This window comes from Streptomyces alboflavus (assembly GCF_000716675.1).
Classification (GTDB): Bacteria; Actinomycetota; Actinomycetes; order Streptomycetales; family Streptomycetaceae; genus Streptomyces; species Streptomyces alboflavus.
The window spans coordinates 242,800-269,323 of record NZ_JNXT01000008.1; the positions used below are offsets into that span (position 1 = coordinate 242,800).

The 26,524-nt window shown below is 75.3% G+C and carries 11 protein-coding genes and 1 pseudogene (1 of these 12 cut by a window edge); 1 reads left to right on the forward strand and 11 read right to left on the reverse strand.

The features are described 5' to 3' along the window. The 7 genes and pseudogenes from OO63_RS09160 to OO63_RS09185 all read right to left on the reverse strand — a co-directional run. Nucleotides 1–14,456, reverse strand: partial view of a non-ribosomal peptide synthetase gene (locus OO63_RS09160; protein ID WP_031192383.1) — the 5' portion only. Its footprint begins 3,268 nt before the window's first position; only the first 14,456 of its 17,724 coding nucleotides appear in the window; its start codon is at nucleotides 14,454–14,456; the stop codon falls past the left edge of the window. Between the two features lie 136 nt (nucleotides 14,457–14,592). Further along, complete coding sequence (locus OO63_RS09165; protein WP_033263956.1) at nucleotides 14,593–16,632, reverse strand: multicopper oxidase family protein; 2,040 nt, start codon at nucleotides 16,630–16,632, stop codon at nucleotides 14,593–14,595. Beyond that, nucleotides 16,629–16,847, reverse strand: a complete 219-nt coding sequence (locus tag OO63_RS09170) for an MbtH family protein (protein ID WP_030363973.1) — start codon at nucleotides 16,845–16,847, stop codon at nucleotides 16,629–16,631. The genes OO63_RS09165 and OO63_RS09170 overlap by 4 nt, the downstream gene beginning before the upstream one ends. 162 nt (nucleotides 16,848–17,009) lie before the next feature. Then, nucleotides 17,010–18,200 (reverse strand): FecCD family ABC transporter permease, encoded by a 1,191-nt coding sequence (locus OO63_RS09175; RefSeq protein ID WP_346009321.1) that lies wholly within the window; start codon nucleotides 18,198–18,200, stop codon nucleotides 17,010–17,012. Next, nucleotides 18,197–19,183, reverse strand: a complete 987-nt coding sequence (locus tag OO63_RS09180) for a FecCD family ABC transporter permease (protein WP_033263957.1) — start codon at nucleotides 19,181–19,183, stop codon at nucleotides 18,197–18,199. The genes OO63_RS09175 and OO63_RS09180 overlap by 4 nt, the downstream gene beginning before the upstream one ends. A gap of 374 nt (nucleotides 19,184–19,557) precedes the next feature. Next, nucleotides 19,558–19,635: pseudogene (locus OO63_RS46670) on the reverse strand (VOC family protein); the annotation flags it as partial. Nucleotides 19,636–19,698: 63 nt separating this feature from the next. Then, complete coding sequence (locus OO63_RS09185) at nucleotides 19,699–20,301, reverse strand: TetR/AcrR family transcriptional regulator (RefSeq protein ID WP_031192387.1); 603 nt, start codon at nucleotides 20,299–20,301, stop codon at nucleotides 19,699–19,701. Nucleotides 20,302–20,434: 133 nt separating this feature from the next. On the opposite strand from OO63_RS09185, the gene OO63_RS09190 reads away from it, so the two are divergent. Then, nucleotides 20,435–21,895 (forward strand): amidase, encoded by a 1,461-nt coding sequence (locus tag OO63_RS09190; RefSeq protein ID WP_031192388.1) that lies wholly within the window; start codon nucleotides 20,435–20,437, stop codon nucleotides 21,893–21,895. On the opposite strand, the gene OO63_RS09195 is transcribed toward OO63_RS09190, so the two are convergent. The 4 genes from OO63_RS09195 to OO63_RS09210 all read right to left on the reverse strand — a co-directional run bounded on the left by OO63_RS09195 (nucleotide 21,796) and on the right by OO63_RS09210 (nucleotide 25,944). After that, on the reverse strand, nucleotides 21,796–22,761 hold the full coding sequence (locus OO63_RS09195) for a LysR family transcriptional regulator (RefSeq protein ID WP_051810677.1): 966 nt from the start codon (nucleotides 22,759–22,761) through the stop codon (nucleotides 21,796–21,798). The genes OO63_RS09190 and OO63_RS09195 overlap by 100 nt on opposite strands. After that, the gene (locus OO63_RS09200; protein ID WP_051810678.1) at nucleotides 22,758–24,095 is read right to left on the reverse strand and encodes a sensor histidine kinase; all 1,338 of its coding nucleotides are present in this window, start codon (nucleotides 24,093–24,095) and stop codon (nucleotides 22,758–22,760) included. Before OO63_RS09200 ends, OO63_RS09195 begins: the two co-directional genes overlap by 4 nt. Continuing rightward, nucleotides 24,092–24,787: a response regulator transcription factor gene (locus OO63_RS09205; protein WP_031192391.1), complete on the reverse strand. Its 696-nt coding sequence runs from the start codon at nucleotides 24,785–24,787 to the stop codon at nucleotides 24,092–24,094. The genes OO63_RS09200 and OO63_RS09205 overlap by 4 nt, the downstream gene beginning before the upstream one ends. Nucleotides 24,788–24,858: 71 nt before the next feature. Beyond that, entirely contained in the window at nucleotides 24,859–25,944 is a 1,086-nt protein-coding gene (locus OO63_RS09210) for an SMP-30/gluconolactonase/LRE family protein (protein WP_051810679.1), read from the reverse strand. Between the last annotated feature and the right edge of the window lie 580 nt (nucleotides 25,945–26,524).

Below are 26,524 nucleotides of genomic sequence, written 5' to 3' on the forward strand. Positions count from 1 at the left end.
ACGGCCGTGGCGTCGGGCCGGGCCGCAACCTGGTCGGCGACGAGCCGGGCCCAGGTGCGGGCGGGCTCGGCGGGCGGGCCCACGCGGTGTCCGGCGAGGGCCGTCCGCTCGTCGTCCAGGAGGAGGTCGAGGGCGCCGACCCGGGTTCCGGGCGCGGTCACCAGGGTGCGGAGGACCTGCCGGACCCGTTCGGCGAGGGCGACGACGGTGGCCCGGTCCACCGCGGCGGGCTGATGGGTGAGCCGGAGGGTCAGTTCGGGGCCGGGGATCGCGACGAAGGTGAGCGGGTAGTGGGTGGCGTCCTTGCCGCGTACGTCGTCGACGCCGAGCCCGGCCGCGGCGCCCAGGGCGGTGAGCGCGTCGGCGGGATAGTTCTCCAGGGCGGTCAGGGTGTCGAAGAGGGTGCCGTGTCCTGCGGCGCGCTGGATGTCGGCGAGGCCCAGGTGGTGGTGCGCGAGGAGCGCCGTGAAGTCGTCGCGCACCCGCTGGAGCAGGGCGTCGAGGGTGTCCTCGGGGCGGGTGCGGACGCGGACCGGGACGGTGTTCACGAACAGGCCGATCATCTCCGTCACGCCCGGCACCTCCGCCGGGCGCCCCGCGACCACCGTCCCGAAGACGACGTCACGGCGGCCGGTGCGCGCGCCGAGGACGAGCGCCCACGCGGTTTGCAGCAGGGTGCTCAGAGTGAGGTCGCGCTCCCGGGCGAACGCGGTGAGGCGGCCGCTGAGTTCCGCGTCCAGGCGCAGCGTGTGCTCCTCGGGCAGGTCGCCGCCGCCGGTGTGCTCCGGTACGAGGAGCGTCGGCTCGTCGACGCCGTCGAGTGCGGCCCGCCAGGCGTCGCGTGCCGCGGTGCGGTCCTGGGCCGCGAGCCAGCGCAGATAGTCCGGGTAGTGGGGTGCCTCGGCGAGGGCCGCGCCGCCGTAGCCGTGCAGGAGTTCGCGGACGAGGAGCGGCACGGACCAGCCGTCCAGGGCGACGTGGTGGGCGGTGAGCACGAGGTCGCTCGTGGTGTCGTCGTGGCGGATCAGGACGCCGCGCAGCAGGGGCGGCGCGGCCAGGTCGAAGCGGCGGATCCGCTCGTCCTCGACGCGTCGCCGGGCCCGGCGGTCCCGCTCCTTGGGCCTGCGGCGCCGCAGGTCGAGCTCGTCGAGGTCCGGCACGACGCCGGGCAGGACGCGCTGCGTCCAGGTGCCGTCGGCGGCGGTGAAGGCCGTGCGCAGCGGCGCGTGCCGGTCGAGCACGGCGGCGAGCGCGGCCCGCAGTCGGGCCGCGTCCACGGTGCCGGTCAGCCGGATCACGACCTGGACGTGGTAGAGGTCGAGGCCACCCGCGCCGCCGTCCGTGCCGTCGTGCGTGCCGTACGCGTCGTGCGTGTCGTCGCGGCCGTCGTACGCGGAGTCGTACCGCGACAGGAACAGAAGTCCCTCCTGCAGCGGCGTGACCGGCCACTGCTCACCGGTCACCGGCGTGTCCGGCGACGCCGCCGTGCCTTGATCGGCCTCGGCGACCGCTGCCGCCGCGGCCACCAACCCCCGCACGGTCCGCTGCCGGAACACGTCCTGCGGGGTGAACCGCAGCCCCGTCTTCCGGGCGGCGCCCACCAGTTGGATGGACAGGATGCTGTCGCCGCCCAGGGCGAAGAAGCTGTCGTCGAGACCGACCCGGTCCGTGTGCAGCAGCTCGGCGAACAGCACGGCGAGGGCCCGCTCCGCCTCCGTCCGGGGCTCCGCCCAGGCCTCGCCGGACGCGAACTCCGGGTCGGGCAGGGCCGCGCGGTCCAGCTTGCCGTTGGCCGTCACCGGCAGGGCGTCCAGCTCGACGAGGGCGGTGGGCACGAGGTGGGCGGGCAGCTGCGCCGCGAGGTGTTCCCGGACCCCGTCGAGGCCGGTGAGCGCGGCACGCGGGTCAGGCAGGTCACGCGGGTCACGCGGGACCACGTACCCGACGAGGTGGACGGTCCCCGTCCGCGTGTCCGTGCGCGCGGCGACGGCGGCGTGCGCCACGTCCGGATGCGTCTCCAACACCCCCTGGATCTCTCCGGGTTCGACGCGCTGGCCGCGCAGCTTGAGCTGGTCGTCGCTGCGGCCCAGGTGTTCGAGCTCACCGTCGTGGCGGCGGCGGGCCAGGTCCCCGGTGCGGTAGAGCCGGGCACCGGGCGGGCCGTAGGGGTGGGCGACGAAGCGTTCGGCGGTGAGCGCGGGACGGCCCTGGTAGCCGTGGGCCAGCTGGGCCCCGGCGAGGTACAGCTCACCGACGGCGCCCGGCGGCAGGGGCCGCAGGCGGGCGTCGAGGACCAGGGCCTCGGTGTTCCAGACCGGGCGGCCGATGGGGACGCGCCCGGAGCTGACGTCGCGCGCGGTGACGTGCCGCGCGGTGACGTCCACGGCGGCCTCGGTGGGCCCGTACAGGTTGTGCACGGCGGCACCCGGGACCAGCTCGTGGGCATCGGCGACGACGGCCGCGGTCAGGGTCTCGCCGCTCGCGAGGATCCGGCGGAGCGTGGCGCAGTCGGCGGGTTCGGCGGCGGCCGTGAAGGCGGCCAGCATGGACGGCACGAAGTGCACGGTGGTGACGGCGTGTTCGCGCAACAGCCGGGCGACCCGGGCCGGGTCACGGTGGTCGTCCGGTCCGGCGACGACCAGGGTGGCCCCGGCGAGCAGCGGCCAGAACAGCTCCCACACCGACACGTCGAAGGTGGCAGGAGTCTTCAGGAGCACCCGATCGTCGTCGGCAAGCCGGTAGGTGTCCTGCGCCCAGAGCAGCCGGTTGACGACGGCGGAGTGCGGGACGACGACGCCCTTGGGGCGCCCCGTCGAACCCGACGTGAAGATCACGTAGGCGGGGTCGCCGGGCCGCGGTGCCTTCGGCTCGGCGCGGCGGCTCGGCACGGCGTGCGCGGTGATGTCGAGGAGGGGCGGGAGGGGGTTGGGTGGGGTGAGGGGTGACGGGCCGTCGGCCGGGGACAGGAGCGGCCCCGGGTCCAGGGGCACCCGCCCAGCCGCCGGCACCACGGCCGGCTCCCCGTCCCTCGGAAGGAGACGCGGCAGCTCCTCGTCCGCGTCAGGGGCGGGCGTCGGCACGCAGTCCAGGCGCGCGGCCACCTCACCGTCGGCGACGAGCAGCGCGGCACCGGCGTCGGCGAGCAGGGACCGGATGCGCGCCGGAGGCCAGTCGGGGTCGACGGGCAGGTAGGCGGCACCGGCGCGCTGCACGGCGTGGACGGCGAGGACGAGTTCGGCGGAGCGCGGCAGGGCGACGGCCACCACGTGGCCGCGGCCGACGCCGCGTTCGGCGAGGAGGGCGGCGATCCGGTCGGCCTCGGTGTCGAACTCCGCGTAGGACCAGCGGCGGGGGCCGTCGCGCAGCGCCTCGGCGGACGGGGTGTGCGCGCACTGCCGGCGGACGAGTTCGGGCAGGGTCGTCGCGGGCACGGCGCGCATCGGTTCGGCGGCCCAGCGCGCGAGCGCCCCGCGGTCCTCGGCGTCGGTGACGGGCGCCTCGCCGATGGGGCGTCCGGGGTGGCGGCACAGCCAGTCCAGGAGTGCCGTGAACCGCCGTCCGAGGGCGGCGACCGTGGTCCTGTCGAACAGCGCGGTGCGGTAGTTGAGGGCGGCGCGCAGCCCGTCGCGGCCCGCTTCCTCGACGACGGCGAGCGTGAGGTCGAACTTCGCGCCGCGGGTCTCGACGAGCTGGACGTCGGCGGGCACGTCGCCGAAGGCCACGGTGTGGCCGGGCGCGTTCTGGTGGATGACGGCGACCTGGAAGAGCGGGTGCCGGGACAGGGAGCGCTCGGGGGCCAGCTCGTCCACCAGGCGCTCGAAGGGCAGCTCGCCGTGCTCGAAGGCGGCGAGGTCCATGTCCCGCACCCGCGCGAGGAGTTCGCGGAACGTGGGGTCGCCGGAGGTGTCGGTGCGCAGCACCACGGTGTTGGCCACGAGGCCGGGCAGGTCGCGCAGGCCGTCCTCGTCGCGTCCGCTCAGGAGGGTGCCGAGCGGCAGGTCGGTGCCCGCGCCGTGGGCGGTGAGGAGGGCGGCGAACGCCGCCTGGAGCGCCATGAACAGGGTGGCGCCGCCGTCCGCGGCGAGCCGGGACGCGGCGCGGTGCACGTCGGCGGGGACGGTGAACTCCACGGAGTCGCCCCGCTGGTCGACCTCGGCGGCGCGCGGCCGGTCGAGGGGCAGGGGCGTCTCGGCGGGGGCGCCCGCCAGGGTCCCGCGCCAGTGGGCGAGCAGCCGCCGCTCGTCCGCGGCGAGGGCGTCGGCCTGCCACAGGGTGTAGTCGGCGTACTGGAGGGCGGGCGCGGGCGGCGCGGCGGCGCCGGTCAGCTCGGCGGTGTAGAGCAGGGCGAGGTCGCGGGTCAGCGGCTCGACGGACCGCTCGTCGAAGGCGATGTGGTGCAGGACCAGGAGCAGGGCGTACGTGCCGTCGGGGGCTTCGAGCGCGTGCGCGTGGAGCGGCGGCTCCTGCTCCAGGTCGAACTCGACGGCGGCGAGGCGCCGTGCGGTGTCCTCCAGGGTGTCGCCGGGTGCGACGGCGGTGTGCGCGAGCCGCGGCGCGACGTCGGTGAGGATCCGCTGGACGGGGCGCCCCTCGTGCTCGGGGTAGACGGTGCGCAGGATCTCGTGGCGGCGGGTGAGCGCGGCCAGGGCGCGGGGCAGGGCGTCGGCGTCCAGTGCCGCGTGCGGGCGCAGCAGCAGCGGGACGGTGTAGGTGGTCGCGGATCCGGCGAGGCGGTGCAGGAACCAGAGGCGGGCCTGGGCGGGCGACAGCGGCAGCCGCTCGGGGCGCGGCACCGGCATCGGCCCGGCGACGGGCTCCCGCCGCACCGCAGGTACCGCCACCGCGTCGGCCTTGCCTCCCCCCTCCGCGAGATGCTCGGCGAGTTCCCCGACCGTCCGGAGCTCGAAGAGGGTACGGACCGACAACCGGACGCCCAGGGCCGCACGGATGCGCCCCGCGAGTCCGGTCACGAGCAGCGAGTGCCCGCCGAGGACGAAGAAGTCGTCGTCCAGTCCCACCGCACCGCAGCCCAGCGTGGTCTGGAACTGCTCGGCGAGCACCCGCTCCAGGTCGGTGCGCGGAGCGCGGCCGCCGGGCGCGGCAGCCTGCTCGGGCAGCGGCAGGGCTCCCGTGTCGAGCTTGCCGTTGGGGGTCAGCGGCAGCGCGGGCACGGGGACGAAGGCGCTGGGCACCATGTACGCGGGGAGGGTCTCGGCGCACACCGCGCGCAGGTCGGCGGCGCTCGCGCCGCCGGTGGTGTACGCGACGAGGCCGGGTCCGGTGGGCAGGTCGTCGCGCAGGACGACGGCGGCCGACGGCACCCCGCCCCGGGAGCACAGGACCGCCTCGATCTCCGCGGTCTCCACGCGGAAGCCGCGCAACGAGACCTGCCGGTCGGCCCGGCCGAGGTACTGGGCCTGGCCGTCGGCGGACCAGCGGACCAGGTCTCCGCTGCGGTACATGCGCGCCCCCGGCGCCCCGAAGGGATCGGCGACGAAGCGGGTCGCGGTGAGCCCGTGCTGTCCCCGGTAGCCGCGCGCGAGGCCGCCGCCCGCCACGTACAGCTCCCCGGTGACACCGGGCGGGACGGGGCGCAGCGCGGAGTCGAGGACGTACAGGCGCAGGTCGTCGACGGCACGGCCGACGGGGCTCGTGCCGCGCGCGGTGGCCTCCCGCGCCCGCTCGGCGTCCAGTTCGTACGCGGTGACGTGCACGGTGGTCTCGGTGATCCCGTACATGTTGAGGAGCCGGGGCGCGTCGGGCAGCGTCAGCCAGGGCGTGACGCGGTGCGGGTCGAGTGCCTCGCCGCCGAACACGATGGTGCGCAGGGCGGCGGGGCGCGGTCCCTCGCCCGCGGTCAGGGCCTCGGTGAGCTGGTAGCAGGCGGACGGCGTCTGGTTGAGGACGGTGACGCCCTCGTCGTGCAGGAGCCGCAGGAAGTCAGGGGCGGAGCGGGTCACGTCGGCGGGGACGACGACGAGACGGCCGCCGTGCAGGAGCGCGCCCCACAGCTCCCAGACGGAGAAGTCGAAGGCGCAGGAGTGGAAGAGCGTCCACACGTCGTCGGGGCCCGACGGGCAGAGGTCGCGGGTGGCGTCGAAGAGCCGGGCGAGGTTCCGGCGGGTGACGACCACACCCTTGGGGCGGCCGGTGGAGCCGGAGGTGTAGATCAGGTAGGCGGCGTGGTCCGGCCGGACGGGTGCCGCGTCGACGGGCCCGCTCGGCAGCCGGTCGCGTTCGGCGGTGACCGCCGGGTCGTCCAGGTACAGCGCGGGGATGTCGTCGGGGACGCCCGCCGCCGTGCCGGTGGTGGTGAGCACGAGCGCGGGTGCCGCGTCGCCGAGTGTCCACGCGAGGCGGTCGGCGGGGTGGCCGGGGTCGAGCGGGACGTAGGCGGCGCCGGTCTTGACGACCGCGATGACGGCCTCCACGAGGTCGGGCGAGCGCGGCAGGAGCAGCGCCACCCGCTGTTCGGGGCCCGCGCCGCGCGCGATCAGGAGCCGGGCCAGGGAGTCGGTGCGCCGGTCGAGGTCCCCGTACGTCAGGGAGCGGCCCTCGTGCCGTACCGCCACCGCGTCCGGGCGGGCGGCCGCCACGGCGGCGAAGCGGTCGGCGACGTCCGGGACGCCGTCGAGGACGGCGTCCGGGTTCCACGTGCCGAGGACGGTCGTGCGCTCGTCCGGGGTGAGGACGGGCAGCCGGTCCAGGGGCTCGTCGGGGGTGGCGACGGCGGCGCCGAGCAGGGTGACGAGGTGCCGGGTGAGGCGCTGGACGGTGGCGGTGTCGAAGAGGTCGGCGCTGTGGTTGACGGCGCCCTCGAGGCGTCCCGAGTCCAGGTGGTGGGTGAAGCCGATCGTCAGGTCGAACTTCGCGGTGGGCGTCTCGCGCAGTCGGAAGTCGGCCTCGACGCCGGGCGCGGTGAACGGCGGCGCGGTGCGGCTCTGGTGGGTGAGCATCACCTGGAACAGCGGGTTGGCGGCGGAGCGTTCCGGGTTCAGCTCCTCCACGACCCGCTCGAACGGCACGTCGGCGTGGTCGAAGGCGTCCAGGGTGGTGGCCCGCACCCGGTCCAGGAGGGTCCGGAACGTGGGGCGTCCGGACAGGTCGGCGCGCAGCACCAGGGTGTTGACGAAGAAGCCGACCAGGTTCTCGGTGCGGTGTTCGCCGCGCCCCGCGGTGGGGACGCCCAGCGGGATGTCGTCGCCCGCACCGAGGGCGCGCAGGAGCGCGGCCACCGCGGCCTGGACGACCATGAAGGGCGTGACCCCGGCCTCCCGCGCCAGCTCGCGCACGGCCGCGGCGACGTCGTCGGGGACGTCGAAGGGCACGTATCCGCCGCGTCCGCTCGGCCGGGCCGGGCGCGGCCGGTCGGCGGGCAGTTCCAGGTCCCGCGGGGCCCCGGCGAGGGTCCGGCGCCAGAAGTCCAGGTGGCCGCGCAGGTGCGGGCCCGCGAGGAGGTCGCGCTGCCACAGCGCGTAGTCGGCGTAACTCACGGGCAGCGCGGGCCAGTTCGGCCGCTCACCGGCGCGGCGGGCGGCGTAGGCGGTGGACAGGTCGGTGAGCAGGGGCTCCACGGATCCCTCGTCGCCCGCGATGTGGTGCAGGAGCAGGAGCACCGTCGTGCGGCCGGGCGCGCACAGCACGGTGACGCGCAGCGGCGGCTCGGCGGCCAGGTCGAACGGGCGCCGGGACAGTTCGTCGAGGGCGGCCTCGACCTCGTCGGGGCCGGTGACGGTGCGCTGTTCGAACGGCACGGTGGTGGCGAGGACCCGCTGGTGGGGGGCGCCGTCGGCCTCGGCGAAGACCGTGCGCAGGACCTCGTGGCGCTCGGCGACATCGAGGACGGCGGTGCGCAGCGCGGCCTGGTCCACCTCGCCGTGCAGGGTGAGCACGAACGGCAGGTGGTAGGCGCAGTCCTGGCCCTGAAGTCGGCTCAGGAACCAGAGGCGGGCCTGCGCGGGCGACAACGGAAGGCGATCCGGCCGGTGTTCGGCGCGCGCGAGTGCGGGCAGCCGGGTGCCGTCGGCCGCGGCGTGCCGGGCGAGTCCGGCGACGGTGGGCGTCTCGAAGATCTGCCGGACGCTCACCCCGCTCCCGCCGAGCACCCCGGCGGCCCGCCCGGCGAGGCGGGCCGCGAGCAGCGAGTGCCCGCCGAGGGCGAAGAAGTCGTCGTCGGCGCCGACCCGGGCCACGCCGAGGACGTCCGCGAACAGACCGGCGAGCAGTTCCTCGCGCTGTCCCCTCGGCTCCCGTCCTGTGCCCACGCGCAGCCGCGGTGCGGGCAGCGCGGCCCGGTCGAGCTTGCCGTTCGGAGTGAGCGGAAGGGCGTCCACCGGGACGCCGACGGCGGGCACAAGATACTCCGGCAGGCTCTCCGCCAGGGACCGGCAGATCTCCTGGGCCTGCGCCTCGTCGCGGGGGCCCACGAGGTAGCCGACCAGGACCGGCGCGGGGTGGTGGGGTCCGGTGTACGCCACGACGGCGGCGTCCTTGACGCGGGGGTCGGCGCGCAGGGCCGCGGCGGCCTCGCCGGGCTCCACGCGGTGGCCGCGGATCTTCACCTGGTGGTCGGCCCGGCCGACGATGTCCAGGGTGCCGTCGGCGCGGCGCCTGGCGAGGTCTCCGGTGCGGTACATGCGGCTGCCGGGCGGCCCGTAGGGGTCGGCGGTGAAGCGTTCGGCGGTCAGTCCTGGCCTGCCGAGGTAGCCCTGGGCGAGTCCGGCGCCGCCGAGGTAGAGCTCGCCGGTGACTCCGGCGGGCACCGGGCGCAGGCCGCGGCCGAGGACGTGGGCGCGGGTGTTCCACAGGGGGCGGCCGACGTGCGGGGCGGCGGCGGTGGCCGGGGTGACGGGGGCGGCGGTGGACCAGACGGTGGTCTCGGTCGGGCCGTACAGGTTCGTGACGTCGGCGCCGAACTCGGTGAGCCCGCGGGCGAGATCGGCCGGAAGCGCCTCGCCGCCGGTCAGGACGCGGCGGCCCCGCACGGCCTCCGGGTCGGTGTCGAGGAGCGCGCGCCACAGCGAGGGCGTGGCCTGCATGACGGTGGCGTCGCACGCGCGAAGCAGCGCACCGAGCAGCGCCGGGTCCCGGACCTGGTCGCGGTCGGCGAGGATCACGGTGCCGCCGGTGACCAGGGGCAGGAACAGTTCGAGCACGGCGATGTCGAAGCCGACGGTGGTCACCGCGAGCAGCCGCTCACAGCCGTCGAAGGCGAGGGTGTCGGCCAGGCTCAGGAGCAGGTTGGTGACCGCCCGCTCGGTGACCACGACTCCCTTGGGGCGGCCGGTGGATCCGGAGGTGTGGATGACGTAGGCGGGCTGGTCGCCGTGGCGGGGCGTGGCGGGCGGCAGCGGCTCACACCGGGTGAGTTCGTCGCGTACCGCGTCGTCGTCGAGGACGAGGAGGTGGCGCGCGCTCCCGCCCACGGTGGTGGCGGTGGACCGGTCGGTGACGAGGAGCGCGGGCGCGGCGTCGGCGAGCAGCTGCGTGACGCGCGCGGCGGGGAAGTCGGGGTCGACGGGCAGGTAGGCGGCGCCGGTGCGGGCCACGGCGAGGAGGGTGACCAGGAGGTCGGTGCCGCGGGGCAGGCTGACGCCGACGAGGGTGCCGGGTCCGGCGCCGCGCCCGGTGAGCAGCCGCGCGAGGCGGGCCGCCCGGTCGTCGAGGTCCCGGTACGAGAGGTGTTCGGCGCCGCTGACGAGGGCGGTCCTGTCCGGGGTGCGGGCGGCCTGGTCGGCGCAGAGGCGGCCGAGTCCCGGGGCGGGCAGGGGGTGTTCGGTGTCGTCGGCGGCCTCGCGCAGCCGGGTCCGTTCGGCGGGAGGCAGCACGTCGACGGTGGGCAGCGGGCGGTCCGGGTCGGCGGTCACCCGGTCGAGGAGGTGGGTGAACGCGTCGGCGAGACGGACGGCCGCGTCCCCGTCCCACAGCTCACGGCGGTACTCCACCTGCCCGGTGGCCAGGCCGTTCTCGGTGTCCTCGCTGATGGTGAACTGCAGGTCGAACTTGGCGGCGCCGGTGTTCACGAGCCACGGGCGGCCCCACTGCCCGCAGAACACGGGCTCCGCGGAGAACTCCTCGCGCACCGCGAACAGCGTCTGGAAGAGCGGGCTCAGACCGGGCACGCGCGGCGGGTTGACCGCCTCCACCACCCGCTCGAACGGCAGCTCCCGGTGGTCGAGCGCCGCCAGGTCGGTCTCCCTGACCCGCTCCAGGAGCGCCCTGAACCCGAGTGCTCCGCCGAGGTCCGTGCGCAGCACCACGGTGTTGATGAACAGGCCGACGGCGTCGCGCAGCGCCACGTCGTCCCGTCCGGCGACGGGCGTGCCGACGACGATGTCCTCGCCGCAGCCGAGCTGCGAGAGGGTCGCGGCGAAGGCGGCGTGCAGCACCATGAACGTACTGGTGCGGGTGGCGAGGGCGAGTTCCCGCACCCGCGCGACGAGTGCGGCGTCGAGGGTGAACTCGTGGGTCCCGGCGGGGCCGCCCGTCCGGGTGGGCCGGGGGCGCGCCCAGGGCAGCGTCACCTGTGCCGGTGCGGCGGCCAGTTGGCCGTGCCAATAGTCCGTGTGGCGCTGTGCGTCACGGAGGCCGGTGCGGTGCTGCCAGAGGGTGAAGTCGGCGTAGTCGACGGCGGTGGGCGGCCAGTCGGGGGCGAGCCCCTGGCGCCGGGCGGCGTACGCGTGGGCCAGGTCGGCGAGGAGGGGCGGCAGGGAGGCCTCGTCGCCCGCGATGTGGTGCAGGACGAGGAGGAGGGTGTGCTCGCCGGACAGCCGCGCGGGCCCCGGATCCCCCACTTCGGCGGTCGTGAACACCGCGACGCGCAGGGGGACTTCGGCGTCGATGGCGAACGGCCGCGTCGCCTCCGCGGCAAGGCACCCCTCCAGTTCCGCCTCGGTCACCCGGTGCCCGACGACCTCGGTCCTGGCGGCGGCCCCGTGCAGGACCCGCTGGAACGGCTCGCCCTCCGTTGCGGGGAAGACCGTGCGCAGCACCTCGTGCCGCCCCGCCAGGTCCTCGGCGGCCCGCCGCAGCGCGTCCAGGTCGAGGTCTCCGTCGACGCGCAGCGCCAGGGGAATGTTGTACGCGCCGTCCGCACCCTCGGCCTGGTGCAGGAACCACAGCCTCCGCTGGCCGGAGGAGAGCGGCACCCGCGCGGGCCTGGGCTGCGGCCCGAGCGGCTCCACGGCCGCGGCGGCGCCCTCCAGGTGCGCGCTCAGCAGCGCCGGGGTCGGATGGTCGAACAGGGCCCGTACGGGAAGCTCCGTGCCCGTCTCCGCGCGCAGTGCGGCGACCAGCCGGGCGGCGGTCAGCGAGTGCCCGCCGAGCGCGAAGAAGTCGTCGTCCACGCCGACTTCGATACGGCCGAGGACGCGGGCGAACAGATCGCACAGCAGCGCCTCGGCCCGCGAAGCGGGCCCACGCCCGGAGGCGGCGGGCAGCGCGGCGGGTGCGGGCAGCGCCCCGCGGTCGGTCTTCCCGTTGGGGGTACGGGGCAGTGCGGGCAGCTCGACGAAGAGGCCGGGGACCATGTGCTCGGGCAGCACACCGGCGAGCCGCGCACGCAGCTCCGCCGCGTCGGCCCCGGCGTCGGCCCCCGCCAAGCCCGCCGCACCCGAGGCTCCACCGCCGGACACCACGTAGTACGCGACCAGCGCCACACCCCCGTCCGGCACGACGCGCGCGACCACGGCAGCCTCCCGTACACCGGGGTGGCCGAGGAGCGCGGCCTCGATCTCGCCGGGCTCCACCCGGTGGCCCCGGATCTTCAGCTGCTGGTCGGCCCGGCCGCCGATGGCGAGGGTGCCGTCGGCGCGCCAGTGGGCGAGGTCGCCGGTGCGGTACATGCGGGTTCCGGGCGGCCCGTAGGGGTCGGCGAGGAAGCGTTCGGCGGTGAGTGCGGTGCGGTGCAGATAGCCGTCGGCGACGCCGTCACCGGCCAGGTACAGCTCGCCCGTGCGGCCCACCGGGACCGGCGCGAGGGTCCGGTCGAGCACGTAGGCACGGGTGCGGCGCACCGGGGTGCCGACGTGCGGGGCGTCGCCCGCGGCGGGGGCCCCGGCGGTGGACCAGATGGTCGTCTCGGTGGGGCCGTACAGGTTGTGCAGCTCGGAGCCCAGGCCCCGCAGGGTGTCGGCGAGGTCGGGCGCGAGGGGCTCGCCGCCGCTGAGCATCCGGGTGCCGGTGAGGGCGTCGGGCACCGCCTCGGCGAGCACCCGCCAGAGGGAGGGCGTCGCCTGCATCACGGTCGGGGCGGTGGCGTCCGGGTCCCGCAGGAGTGCGCGCAGCGCGAAGGGGTCGCGTACGTCGTCGCTCGCGGCGAGCACGACCCGGGCGCCGCTGATCAGGGGCACGAAGAGTTCGAGGGCGGCGATGTCGAAGGACACCGTCGTCACGGCGAGCAGCCGGTCGGCCGGGGTGAGGCGGAGCCGGTCGGCCATCGCCTTCAGGAGGTTGGCGAGGGCCCCGCGCGGGACGACGACGCCCTTGGGGCGCCCGGTGGAGCCCGAGGTGTAGATCACGTACGCGGTGTCGGCGGGGTGGTGCGGGGTCGCGGCGGCCGGGGCACGGCGGGTGTCCGGCGCGGGGCCCCGGGAGTCGCTTCCGGAGGCGTCGAGGACACCGTCGTCGGCCACGGTCACCACGACGGGTCCGCTGTCCGCGTCCGCATCGCTCGCCGTGTCCGACCCGTTCGGCGCGTCCCACCGCCCGGCACGGTCGGTGACCAGCAGCACCGGTGCGCTGTCCGCCAGCATGTGCCGGACCCGGTCCTCGGGGTAGTCGGGGTCGAGCGGTACGTATCCCGCGCCGGTCCTCGCGACGGCGAGCAGGGTGACCAGGAGGGCCTCGGTACGGGGCAGCGCGACGGCCACGAGCGCGCCGCGCCGTGCCCCTCGGGCACCCAGGGCGGCGCTCAACGCGTCGACCCGCGCGTCCAGTTCGGCGTACGTGAGCCGCCGGGCGCCGCTCTGCACGGCCACGGCGTCGGGCGTGCGCGCGGCCTGCGCCGAGAACGCCGCCGAGAGGTCGGGGGCGTCGTCGGCCGCTCCGTGCGGCACCGCGTCGCCCGGCGCGTTGAGGTCCTCCAGGACGTGCCGCTCCTCCGCGGGGTCGAGGACGCGCACGCGGCCTGCCGGCAGGTCCGTGGCGCAGGACGGCAGCCGCTCCAGAAGCGCGCCGAACCGCTCGGCGTGCGCGGCGAGTTCGGCCGGACCGTACAGATCGGGGTGTGCGTCGAAGGTGACGTCGAGACCGCCGGAGCCCGCGGGCGCGCCCGTGCCCGAGAGGCCCCCGGGCCCCGCGAGGCCGCTGACGGTCACGGTGAGGTCGTCGACCGCGCCCGCAGCGAGGTAGTGGGTGGTGCCCGCGCAGGCGCCGAAGGACAGCTCGGTGGGGAACGGCTTGAGGTTGAGCTGCGGGCCGACCAGGCGCCGCCCCTGCCCGAACAGGCCGAGGTCGCGCCGGAGTTGCTCGCCGCGGTAGCGCTGGTGGCGGCGCTGGCCGCGCAGCTGCCGGGTGACGGAGCGCACGAGCAGGCCGAGGGGTTCGCGCTCGTCCACCGGGATCCGCAGCGGCACGACGTTGACGACGGTGGTGGGGACCTGGGACAGGACGCTGCCCATGCGGTTCATGACCGGCAGGCCGAGGACGGCCTCCCGGCTTCCGGTGAGCCGGGTCAGATACAGCGCCCAGGCGGCGAGGACGGCCTCCGGCCAGGTCGCCTTGGAGCGTTCGGCGAACGCGTTCAGGGCGGCGGCGGAGTCGGCGGGCAGGGTCAGGCGGTGGCGCGCGAAGTGGTGGGCCGTGCCCGGGGGTTCAGCGTCGGCGAGGGTGGCGGGGCGGGGCAGGTCCGCGAGGTGTCCGTGCCAGTAGGCGGCATCGGCGGCCTCCTGCTCCGAGCCCGTGTACTCCTGGTCGAAGGCCACGGCTTCGCGCAGCGTCCGGAAGCGGCACACGGGCGGCTCGTCGCCCGCCTCCCGGGCCCGGTAGACCTCGGCGACCCGCTCGGCGAAGCGCAGGAAGCCGTAGGCGTCGAGGAGGATGTGGTGGCAGCGGTGGTACCAGAGCCAGCACGCGTCGCCGACCCGCAGCAGGGCGTGCCGGTAGAGCTCGCCGCCCTCCAACTCCACCGGCACCGACCGGTCGCGGTCCATCCAGGCGAGCGCCTCGGCCCGGGGGTCCGCCGCGCCCCGCAGGTCGAGGACCACCGGCTGGGCCGGGGGCACGGCGCCCGGCTCCTGCCACACCCGCTCCCCGGCACTGCCGAAGGCGACGCTCAAGGCCTCCGTCTCGGCGACGGCCTGCCGCAGCGCGCCGACGAACACCGGTTCGGCCAGCGGCCCGGTGAGTTCCACGTACTCGGCGGCGAGGTAGACGGGATTCGCCGGGTCGAGGCGTTGCGCGGACCAGAGTCCCAGCTGTGCTGCGGTGAGCGGCAGGCGGCCGCGGCTGGTGCCCATGCGAATCTCCTCGGCGTGGTGGCGCAGCGGCGGCCGGGCGCGCCGAGGGGGCGACCGGCCTGCTGCTCCGGTCGCTGGCGCCCGCGGCGGCGCCGCAGGGGGGTGTGGGGTGGCTGTGGGGTGGGCGAGGGGCGCGCTAAGGCGCTCCGTGGCCGCCGTGCTGTCCGGTCCTGCCGTGCGGAGCGAGATCCATGACGGCCTTCGGCTGGACGACGAAGGGCCGCATCATCATCATGTCCTCGTGCTCGTAGATGTGGCAGTGGTGCATGAATCGCCCTGAAGGTGCTTCGAACCGGACCGCCACGGTGACGAGTTCGGCGGGGGCGAGGCGGATGACGTCCTTGCGGCCGCGTTCCGCGGCGGTGAGTTCGCCCGCCTTGAGCCGCTTGAGGGGTTTGCTCGTCCCGGCGCCGTAGCCGCCGTCCTGCTCGAAGAAGGTGAAGTCGCTGACGTCGTACACGTCCCGGCTGATGCCCTGGAAGGCGACCGAGTGCAGGTGCATGGGGTGCGGGTAGGCGCCCGCCGACTTCTCCAGGCTGAGGAAGCGCCACCGTTCCGTGGACCCGGCGGCGACGGTGAACCGTACCGGGTCGGTGAAGGTCGCGGCGACCCGCTTGAAGGTCCGCACGGTGCCGTCCGCCTCCTCGAACTGGACGATGCCGTCGATGGGCAAGTCGCCCTTGGGGGCGTCGACTTCCTCCATCTCCCACAGCTCCGGGTCCTTGGGATAGACGGGGGTGACGATCACGAGCCGCTCCGGCGCGGCGGCGGCCGCGGCGGGGCTCGTGGGTGTGAAGGACGGGGAGAGCCGCTTCGGCGGGGCGAAGTCCCCGTGGTCGGCGCGGGACTCGACGCGGAACTGCATCAGGTCGGCGCGGGCTCCGGGCTCGGGCAGGGCGTTGACGAGGCGCAGGCGCTGCCCGCGCAGGCGGGAGAAGTCGACGAGCAGATCGGCGCGTTCGCCCGGGGTGAGCGGGATGCCGCCGGTCACCGGGTCCGGCTTCGGGAGCAGCCCCGCGTCCGTGCCGATGACGAGGAACGCCTCGGGGGGCAGTTCCTTGCCGTCCTCGTCGAGGATCTTCAGGAGGTAGGGACGGTTGTTGGCGGCGTTCAGGGCGCGGAATCGGTACCAGCCCGCTGCGACGTCCAGGTACGGCCAGATCACGCCGTTGACCATGGAGAACGGGCCGGTGAAGGGGCGCACGAGTGTATAGGGGTCGTCGGCGACGACGATGCCCTTGTAGAGCAGGTCGCCGGTGAACTCGCCGTCGCCGTCGAGGTCGAGGTTGCGGTCGAAGACGACGAGCGGGATCTCGCGCTCACCGGACGGCAGGCGCAGGCGCTTCTCCTCCTCGTCGCGGATGAGGTAGGCGCCGGAGCCGAGGCCCGTCATCACGTTCAGATGCGTGATGTGCATGGCGTGGTCGTGGTACCAGAGCCCGGCGGCGGACTGCTTGTTGGGGTACTCGGAGAGCTGCGCGGCGCCGGGCAGGATCGCGTTCTCCGCCCAGCCGTCGTTGCCGCCGCCGGTGACCGCGCCGTGCAGGTGGACCACGGTCCACGGCGGGAGCGCGGCGACGTCCCCCCGGGCCGGTGCGCCCTCGCGTCCCGGCCGGTCCCACATCAGGGGCAGGTCGGGGTCGTACGCGAACGGCACCCGCACGGCCGGGACGGGGAAGTCGCCCTTGAGGTCGTTCTCCCAGGCGATACGGAGCCGTCGGCCCCGCAGCGCCTCGATCGTGGGCCCCACGTGGGTGCCCTCGTAGGTCCACAGGCGGGTGGGCGGCAGCTGGCTGTGCAGCCGCAGCCGCGCCTCGCGCATGGACACCGTCAGGGCGCCGCCGCGGCCCCGCAGGACGCGGGGCACGGGGAGCGGGTCGCGGAACGGCTTCAGCTCCTTCGCCGCGCGCACGGCCCGCGTGACGGCGGGGCCGGGTCTCTTCCCCGAGCGGGCGCTGCGGGCCTTCGCGTCCGCGACGGCGCCGGGGATGCGGTCGAGGGGGGTGCCGAGGGCCGCGGTCATCAGGTCGGGCCGGGGCGGCACCGCGGCGCGGGCGGTGCCGCCGCCGACGAGGAGCGCCCCGGCGCCGAGCGCGGCCCCCGTGCCGACGGCGCCCGCCCCGACCAGGAAGCCGCGGCGTGCGAGCCGGTCGCCCAGCTGCGATGTGAGCCTCATGACGGGTCGGCTGCCATGCTTTCGATGAGGCTCTTGGGCCGCAGGTCGGTCCAGTTCCGCTCCACGTACTCCAGGCACGCCTGACGCGAGTCCTCGGTGTGTGCCACCGTCCAGCCGCCGGGAACCTCGGCGAAGGAGGGCCACAGCGAGTGCTGTCCTTCGTCATTGACGAGCACCAGGTAGGTGCCGTCCTCGTCATCGAACGGGTTGCTCACAAGATCCTCCTAGGTGTTAGGTAAGGCTAACCTTAGTGATCTGTGCGGAACAAGCCCCACCAGGAATCCACTTCACCGAGGGCCCCACCAACTTCACGCTCGACCGGCACAGTTGGCGCCCCGCGACCGGACACGGCGCCCCCGGACCCGCCCCGCCCGCGCTCATGCCCGCCCGGTCCCCCGTCGCTTGAAGAGCACCCACGCCAGATACACGCCCCCGAGGACCGCCGTGGTGACGCCGACCGGAAGCTGGTTGTTGCGCTGGGAGTCGTCGACGAGAGCGAGCCAGCCGACCCGGTCCCCCACCCAGGCGAGGGCGGTGAAGAACTGACTGGACGCCAGGTGCGCCGCCGCGAGCAGCGCGGAACCGACCGCTCCGGCGGCCGCCACGCTCACGCCGGGACCGCGCGTCAGCATGGTGGCGATCTGCGGCGCGGCGAGCGCCACGAAGGGGATGGGGCCGGCGCTCGCCACGGCCACGCCGCACAGCCCGATGCCGAGGACGATCAGCCCGATCCGGGCCCGGTCCACCGGCACCCCGAGGCCGCTCGCCAGCTCGTCGCCCAGCTCCAGCATCCGCAGGTGCCGGCCGAGCAGCAGGGCCGCGGGCAGCAGCACGAGCAGCGCGAGCGCCATCATCCGCACCGAGCTCCAGCCCCGGCCGTTGAGGGTGCCCACCAGCCAGACGTGGGCGCTCTGGGCGTTGTTGAGGCTGGACCGGGTGAGCAGATAGGAGTTCACCGAGCCGAGCATCGCGGTCACCCCGAGGCCGACGAGCACGAGCCGGACGCCGTGCACACCGCCCTTGCTGGCGAGCAGGAACACGAGGAACGCGCTCGCGAGGCCGCCGCACACCGCCCCCGTGGCCACGGCCCCCGCCCCACCGCTCAGCGTGACGATGACGAGGATGGCGCCGGTGGCGGCCCCGCTGTTGAAGCCGATCACGTCGGGACTGGCCAGCGGATTGCGGGAGATGGCCTGGAAGACGGCCCCGCTGATGCCGAGGGCGCCCCCGGCGAGGATCGCGAGCAGCGCCTGCGGGAGTCGCTCCTGGTTCACGAAGTGCACGGCGAGCCGGTCGCCGGTGCCGTAGAACAGCGCCCTGGCCACGTCCGGCGGCGCGATCGGGTACGCCCCCACGCACAGGCTGACGACCAGCGTCAACGCCGCGCAGAGCACCGCGAGTCCGCACACCGCGGCGGTGCGCCGGTGCACCCGGAAGGTGAGCCGCCCCGACCACAGGCGCACCCGCCATCCGGCCAGGGGTTCCCACGGCGGAACGGCGCCGGGCCCGGGGCGGGCCACCGCGTCGGACACGTGATCGGACCGGGAGCCGGTGGCCGCGTCGGTCACAGCGACACCTCCCGGCGCCGTCGCACCATCGCGATGAACACCGGCGCGCCCACCAGCGCGGTCACGGCGCCCACTTCCAGCTCCCCCTCGGGCAGGATCACCCGGCCGAGGATGTCCGACACCAGCAGCAGGATCGGCGCGAGCAGCATGGAGTACGGCAGCACCCAGCGCAGATCGGGTCCGGTGAGCCAGCGTGCCACGAGCGGGACGACGAGCCCGACGAAGCCGATGGGTCCGGCGGCGGCGGTCGCGGCCCCGCAGAGCAGGGTCACGGCGACGACGGCGACGAGCCGGGTGCGGGCGACCCGGGTGCCGAGCGCCTTGCCCAACTCGTCGCCCAGGGCGAGGGCGTTCAAAGGCCGGGCCATGAGGAGCGCGAGGAGCAGGCCGACGGCCACGAACGGCAGCAGGTCCCGCACCAGGCCGGTGTCGCGGCCGGCGAGCGAGCCGACCATCCAGAACCTCATGTAGTCGTAGCTGGCCGCGTTGAAGACGGTGAGCCCGCCGATGAGTCCGCCGAGGCTCGCGCTCACCGCGGCTCCGGCCAGGGCGAGCCGCACCGGTGTCGGCCCGGCCCGGCCCGACGCCCCGAGGACGTAGACGAGCACGGTGGCGACCGCGGCCCCCAGGAAGGCGAACCACACCAGCGAGGTGAAGCTGCTGAGCCCGACCACGCCGATGCCGAAGACGACCGCGGCGGACGCCCCGGCGTTCACCCCGAGCAGGCCGGGGTCGGCGAGCGGGTTGCGGGTGGTGGCCTGCATCACCGCGCCCGCGACGCCCAGGGCGGCGCCGACCATGAGGCCCACCAGGGTGCGGGGCAGGCGCAGTTCGCGGACGACGTCGGTGGTGTACGAGCCGTCGTCGTGCCACAGCGCCGACCAGACCTGCCCGAGGCTGGTGTCCTTGGTGCCGATCCAGGTGCTGAGGACGACGAGCAGCAGCAGCACGCCGACGAGGACGAGCAGCCCCGTGCCGCGCATCAGCGAGCGGGCTGCGCCGCGTTCCTCCTCGTCCCGACCGGACTCCGGAGCCGGGGCGAGCGCGGCGGCCGGAGTCACCGGACCACCCCCCGCCCCCGGTGACGGACCATGACTTCCCGCATCCCGCGACTCTCCCCACTCAGCCGTGCACCCGGCCGGGCACACGCACACGGTCAACCGCCCCTGCCGTCGGGGAGGTTGACCACGCGGAAAGCCCAGCTCCGCATCACAAGGTAAGCCTAACCTTACTGATGCTGCGGTGGTGAGTTCGCGGTCCCTCAGGGCTGCGGCACGGTGACTGAGGTAGCCCGAGGCTCGCCCGGTCGGTGGGCGGGGCGAACGACAGCGACGACACGTTCGCGACCGCTCATTCAATGCAGCCGGTTCTTGGCCGCCTTGCCCTCGGGGGCGCGCTGGAAGTACAGGCGGGGGCCCAGACCGGAGGGGCACACCATAGGGGCGCGTGCCGGTCACCGGGATCCCGGGGTTTCACGGTGTACGGGTCGAGGCCTCGCTCAGCCTCCGTGCCAGGCGATCACCGCGTCCACGAACGCGACCACCCGCTCACCGACCCGCTCCACACTGCCGTTCTGCACGCTGACCTGCGCCCCCTCCAGCGCGAAGGTGATCTCCGCGGCGGCACCTTCGGGGTCGGTGAGGCCGGCCGCGACACACATCGCGGTGAGGCGGCGCAGCTGGCGGGCCTTGTGCGCCTCGATCACCTGGCGCGCCGGGTGGGAGGCGTCGGGCAGCTCGGCCAGGGAGTTGACGAAGGGGCAGCCGCGGTGCGAGATCGCGGACAGGCCGTCGGCGACGAACGCGGCCACGCCCCTGATCTGCGCCCGGGGGTCGTCCCGCCACTGCTCCTCGATGCGGTCGAAGGCGTCGGCGTACTCGGCGGCGACGATGAGCAGCCACTCCGCCACCAGCGCGTCCTTGGTGCCGAAGTGCCGGTACAGGGCGGCCTTCGTGGTCCCGGCCCGGTCCGCCACGGCCTGTACGCCGACGCCCCTGATCCCCTCGGAGTGGAACAGCTCCTCGGCCGCGTCGAGGATGCGCTCGCGGGGCGGCAGCTTGGCCACCCGCTCCGCCCGGCCCGGCCGCACCGTGTCCGTCATGTCCCGTCCTCCCGCGCCGCTTCCGGCCGTCCAGGCCGCGCCACCGCCATGCTACGGTACCGATCAGTCCCGGGCAATACCGATCGGTATCGCCTGAGACCCATCGGTTTCGTCGCAGGTCGGAGGGGTTCACATGAAGCTGTCGGAGTACGTGACGCATGACGCCGTCGGACTCGCGGAGTTGGTCGCCCGCGGCGAGGTGACCGGCGCCGAGCTGGAGAGCGTCGCACTGGAGGCGGTGGCCGCCGTCAACCCGCTGCTCAACGCGGTGGTGGAGACCTGGCCCGCCGAGGGGGGCGGGGCGTCCGCCGGGGGGACGCCGACGGCCGGGGCGCCGCTGGCCGGAGTGCCCTTCCTGCTCAAGGACATCGGCGTCACCATGGCCGGGAAGCGGACGGAGCTGGGCAGCCGCCTCGCCGAGGGCAACGTCGCCGCCTCGGACTCGTACCTGATGCGGCGCCTCCGCGCGGCCGGCCTCGCGACCTTCGGCCGGACCACGACCCCGGAGTTCGCCTACAGCATCACCACCGAGGCCGTCCTGTACGGGCCGACCCGCAACCCCTGGGACCTCGGCCGCTCGACGGGCGGCTCAAGCGGCGGCTCGGCGGCCGCCGTCGCCGCGGGCATCGTGCCCGTCGCGCACGCCACGGACGCGGCGGGCTCGATCCGCGTCCCGGCCGCGAGCACCGGCCTGTTCGGCCTGAAGCCGACCCGCGGCCGGGTGTCCATGGGCCCCGACGTCGACGAGATCTTCAGCGGCCTGGCCGTCCAGGGCTGCGTCAGCCGCACGGTGCGCGACAGCGCGGCGCTCCTCGACGCGATCCGGGGCCCGGAGAGCGGTGACCCGTACTTCGCCGCGGAGCCGGAGCGCCCCTACACCGAGGAGATCACCCGCGCCCCGGGCCGCCTCCGCGTGGGCGTCCTCACCCAGGGCGACGGCCGCCGCCGCACCGCGGCCCCCGTCCTCGACGCCGTGTCCCGCGCCGCGGAACTCCTGACCTCGCTCGGCCACCACGTCGAGGAGGCCACCCTGGACACCGGCGTGAGCTGGGAGGAGTTCGTCCTCGCCAACGCCCGCCTCTGGACCGCCAACCTGGCCCCCTGGCTAGACGCCCTGGCCACCGCCTTCGACCGGCCCGTCGACCTGTCCACCGTCCAGCCCGAGACGCTCGCCGGCCACGCCTGGGGCCGCCGGGTCACCGGCGCGGAGTTCGTCGGCGCGCTCGGCGTCCGCAACACCGTCGCCCGCGCCGTCGGCCGCCGCTTCGAGAGGTACGACGTGCTGCTCACCCCGACGCTGCCCGAACTGCCGCCGCGCCTGGGCGTGTTCGCCGAGGGCGTCGAGGACCTGGACGGCCTGGGCTGGATCGACCGGCTCTTCGACCGCTCCCCCTTCACCGTGGCCTTCAACGTCGCCGGAACCCCCGCCATGTCCGTCCCCCTGGCGTCCGACCCCGCCACGGGCCTGCCCATAGGCCTGCAGTTCGCCGCCGCCTACGGCCGCGAGGACACCCTGTTCCGGCTCGCCGCCCAGCTCGAGGAAGCCGCCCCCTGGTCCGACCGCACCCCCGCCGTCCGGGCCGGTACCGCCTGACAGAGCAGCTCGAACACCGCCTCCACGCGCGGCAGTCGCTCCCTGCCGCGCCGGGCCGCCAGATAGATCGCGTTGCCGACGGCACGCTCGGGGGTGTGCAGGATCGCGAGGTCCCCCGCGTCCAGGCCCGCCTGGGCCAGATACCGGGGGACGACACCGAGCCCCGCGCCCGCACGGATCGCGGCGACGGCCGCGCGCATGTCGGCGATGGTGAGGGCCGGTTCCGGCGGAAGCGTGTCCCAGCAGGAGCGGAAGTAGCGCCGGGCCATGGGCATCGCGCGGGAGTAGCCGACAAAGGGGCGGGCGTCGCGCGGGCCGCCGTAGGAAGGTTCGCCCGGGCGGCCGATCAGGACGAACTCCTCGTCGCACAGGTGACGCAGGTACAGGCTTCGGGTGGGCGCGCCCTCGATCTTCGTCACCACGGCGAGGTCGAGCTCGTCCTGGAGGAGGGCTTCGGTCAGCTCGGGCGAGAGCCCGATGCGGCAGTGGATCCTGCGGGTCCCGCTGGCCAGGAGTGGGGCCAGACGGGGCAGCACGTGCGCCTCGAGGAGGTCGGCGGGCGCGCCCAGGAGTACCGGCGTGGCACTGTCGTCGGCGGCGCCCGGAGCCATGGCGTCGAGCGCCCCGTCGAGGGCGTCCAGGTGCCCGGCGATCCGGTTGGCCAGCTGATGCGCGTCCTCGGTGGGCGCGATCCCTCGCCCCGAGCGCTCGAAGAGGGCCCGGCCGGCGAGCCGTTCCAGCGCCTTGACGTGCCGCGACACGGCAGGTTGCGAGAGGCCCAGGGTGTCGGCCGCCTTGGCGACACCGCCGGAACGGTAGACGGCGAGGAAGCTGCGCAGGGTGCCGAGGTCCGCCCGGTGGGTCACGGCCGGTGCACCTCTTCGGGAACGCCCTTGCGGGCAGCGGGACTTGGGCGGCCCGGCGGGCTCGGTGGGCTGGGCGAGGCGTGCGGACTCGTCACACCGGGCGGACTCGGCACGCTCGGCGGACTCTGCACGCTCGGCGGGCTCTGCATACTCGGCGGACTCTGCACGCGGTCGGCGCCCGGCAGCGTGATCGTGAACGCCGTCCCCGTCCCTGGCTCCGAGCGGACGGTGACCGTGCCGCCGTGGGCACTCACCACCCCCTGCACGATCGCGAGGCCCAGACCGGAGCCCGGCCGGTCGGCGCGCCGCTCGCCGCGCCAGAAGCGGTCGAAGAGGTGCTTCTGGTCGGCCGCCGGGATGGCGGGGCCCTCGTTGTGGACGGTGACGCGGACCTGCCCGTCGGCCTCGGCGCCGGTCAGGCGCACGGCGGTGCCGGGGTCCGCGTGGCGCAGGGCGTTGTCCACGAGGTTGCCGATGGCGCGCTGGAGGGCGAGCGGGTCGCCGAGGACCGGCAGGGTCGTGCCGTCGTCGGATCCGGTGAGGGTGACGCCGGTGCCGGGCGGGGCGAGGGCGCGGCTCTCCTCGCGTATCTGCCGGTTGAGGGCGGCGACGTCGACGAGCTGCCGGCCCTGGTGCCGCGACTCCCAGCGGGCCAGCGCGAGCAGGTCGTTGACCAGCGCCGTCATGCGCTGCGTCGCGCGGTCGACGCGTTCGAGGGACCGGCGGGCGGGCGCGCCGGACGGCAGGTCGCGGACGGCGACGTCCAGGTTGGTGCGCACGATCGCCAGGGGCGTGCGCAGTTCATGGCTGGCGTCGGCCACGAACCGCTGCTGGGACGTGAACGCCGTGTCGAGCCGGTCGAGCATGTCGTCGATCGTGTCGGCGAGCCGCTTCAGCTCGTCGTCGGCGCCCTTGTGCCGGATGCGGCGGGTGAGGTCGGTGGCCTGGATCTGGCGCGTGGTGGAGATCAGCCGGTCGACCGGCGCGAGCACCCGCCCCGCGATGAGCCGCCCCACGAACACGCTCACCAGGAAGAGACCGAGCAGGCTCCAGGCGAGCAGTTCCCGCAGCGTCGACAGGGTGGCGCGGTTGGCGGCGGCCTCAAACGGCACGAGCGAGGCCGGGTCCGCTTCGACCCGGGCGAAGTGGCCGCCGGTGACGACACCCCCGGTGCGGGCCACCTCGTCGGAGAGGGAGCGCCGGGTGAGCGCCGCCCCGCAGATGAAGTACAGCGCGGTCACGAGGACGGCGGCGAGGCCGAAGACGACCGACGAGTAGACGAACGCGAGCCGGTTGCGGGCCGAGTGCAGCCGCCGCGGCGGGGCCGGTGTCATGGGGTGCTCCTGAGGAGGTAGCCGAGCCCGCGGACGGTGACGAGGGGCTGGGGCGCGCCGTCCGCGGCGAGCTTGCGCCGCAGCCCGAGCACGGCGACCTTGACGATCTGGCTGAACGGGTCGAGGTGGGCGTCCCACACGTGGTCGATCAGTTCCTCGGCCGGGATCGCCCGGTCCGGGTGGGTCATGAAGTACCGCAGGAGCGCGAACTCCTTGCGGCTGAGCCCGAGCGGCCTGCCGTCGCGCCACGCCTCGCCGCCCGCCGTGTCGAGGACCAGGTCCCCGCAGCTGAGGACGGCGCCGGAGCGGCCGCCGTCCCGGCGCAGCAGGGCCCGGATCCGGGCGGCGAGCTCGTCGAAGTCGAAGGGCTTGACCAGGTAGTCGTCCGCCCCGGAGTCCAGGCCGTGGATCCGGCTGCCGACCGCGTCGAGGGCGGTCAGCATCAGGACCCGCGGGGCGACCCGGGCGGACGGCGCGGTCGCCCCGCCCGCCTTCAGGCGGCGGCACACCTCGTCGCCGCGCACATCGGGCAGCAGGACGTCCAGGCACACCAGGTCGTACGGGGTGTGGGCGAGCTGGGCCAGGGCGGTGGCACCGTCCAGGGCGATGTCGACCGCGTAACCGTCACCGCGCAGACCGTCGGCGATGCCTTCGGCCAGGTCGGATTCGTCTTCCACGACGAGAATGCGCATGGTGCAGTGTCACCCCCGCCCCGGGCGGCACGGCACCCGGGGCAGGTGGTCGCCGAGCGGCGGGACGTCGGTCACGGCGCCGGTACGCGCAGCTCGGAGACCCAGAACGGGAGCTTCGGCGGGGTCGTGCCACTGACGGCCGCCGGGCTGCCCAGGGTGTTGAACTGCGAGTTGACGACGAGCAGCCGCCCCCGGTGGACCGCGGCGCCGGTCGGGAACGCGAACGTCGGGTGCGGCGTGTCCTTGAGGGCGCGCGCCGAGCCGAGGTCGGCGGCGAGGGACAGGCTCTTCACCGATCCTGGCAGGTTCTGTACGACGTACAGGGTGCGGCCGCGCAGCACCAGACCGTCGGGGGTGCTCAGGGTGCCGGACGGCATCGCCACCGGGGCGACCTTGCGCTCCTTGAGGTCCACCCGGTACAGGGCGTCCTCGTTGCGCTTGCCGATCACGAGGTAGCGGCCCGAGGGGTCGGCGGCGATCCCGTTGACGTTGATGCCGGGGGCGCCGGGCGCGGAGACGTACCGCACGGCGGTGCCCGTGAAGTCCATGAACTTCTCCAGGACGTAGCCGCTGCCCCGCGGCTTGGCCCGCCAGAGCACGGGCGCGACCGAGTCGGTGACGTAGGCGCTGCCGTCGGGGGCGAGGGCGACGTCGTTCAGGAACGTCTGCCCGGCGCGGAGCCCGGTGTCGAGGCGGCTCACCAGGCGCGCCGTGCGGGTGTCGTACACGAAGATCTGCCCGGTCTGCCGGCCGGCGACGACGAGGCGTCCGTCGGCGAACGCGAGGCCCGTCGCGATCGTGCGGCCGTCCGCGCCGGCGGGCGAGAAGACCCGGAGGTCACCGGGTGCGCCGACGCGGCCCGTGTAGAGGGTGCCGTCCTTGACCGAGCCGACGTAGAAGCGTCCGGTGGCGGGGTCGACGGCGACGCTCTCGGGGAACACCTGGTCGCCGGGGAGGGCGTGGATGAGGGCGGCCCTGGTGCGTGCGGCCGCGTCCGGGGCCGCGGTGTCGTGGGCGGTGGCGTCCTGGGCGGCGGTGCGGGGCCCGGGCGTCGTGGGGACGGCGGCCGTCGCTCCGGCCGTGACGGCGAGCCCGGCCACCACGGCCAGGGCGGCCGATGCGACCGGCAGTGCGCGACGACGGGACGTGTGCTTCATCGGGCGGATCCTCTCTGCTGCCGGGGCGCTCACCGCCCCGGTCCTTCGACGCCCAGCAGATCCCACCGATGGTTAGCGGCCGGTTAGCGCAGGCCCTCTGACCACGCACGATCGTGCATCGGTGAGGAACGCGAGCGTTATGGCTCGCGGCGGCGGCCCCGGGTTTGGCTGACGTCGACGCCGGGCCCGCGCCACAGCCCGGCACTCCGGCCGGGCCAACGTCACCGCCCGGCACTCCGGTGGGGGCCGCGTCACCGTCCGGGGCTCCGGCGGGGCCCGCGCCACTGCCAGCACTCCCGCGGGGGCCGCGCCACCGCCCAGCACGACCGGCGGGGCCCGCGCCACCGCCCAGCACGACCGGCGGGGCCCGCGCCACCGCCCAGCACACCGGAACGGGGCCGCGCGCCCCGCCCCGCCCCCGGCGCCGGACCCATTGCACCGCCACGGCACCCCGACCCCAGAAACCCAGGAGGTATCCCGGTGGGATCCACCCCGTCCCCCGCCCCGTCCCCGACCCCGGATCGCGGCCCCTCGGCCGTCCCGGCACGCGCCCCGTCCCCCACCCCGTCCGGCCCGGCAC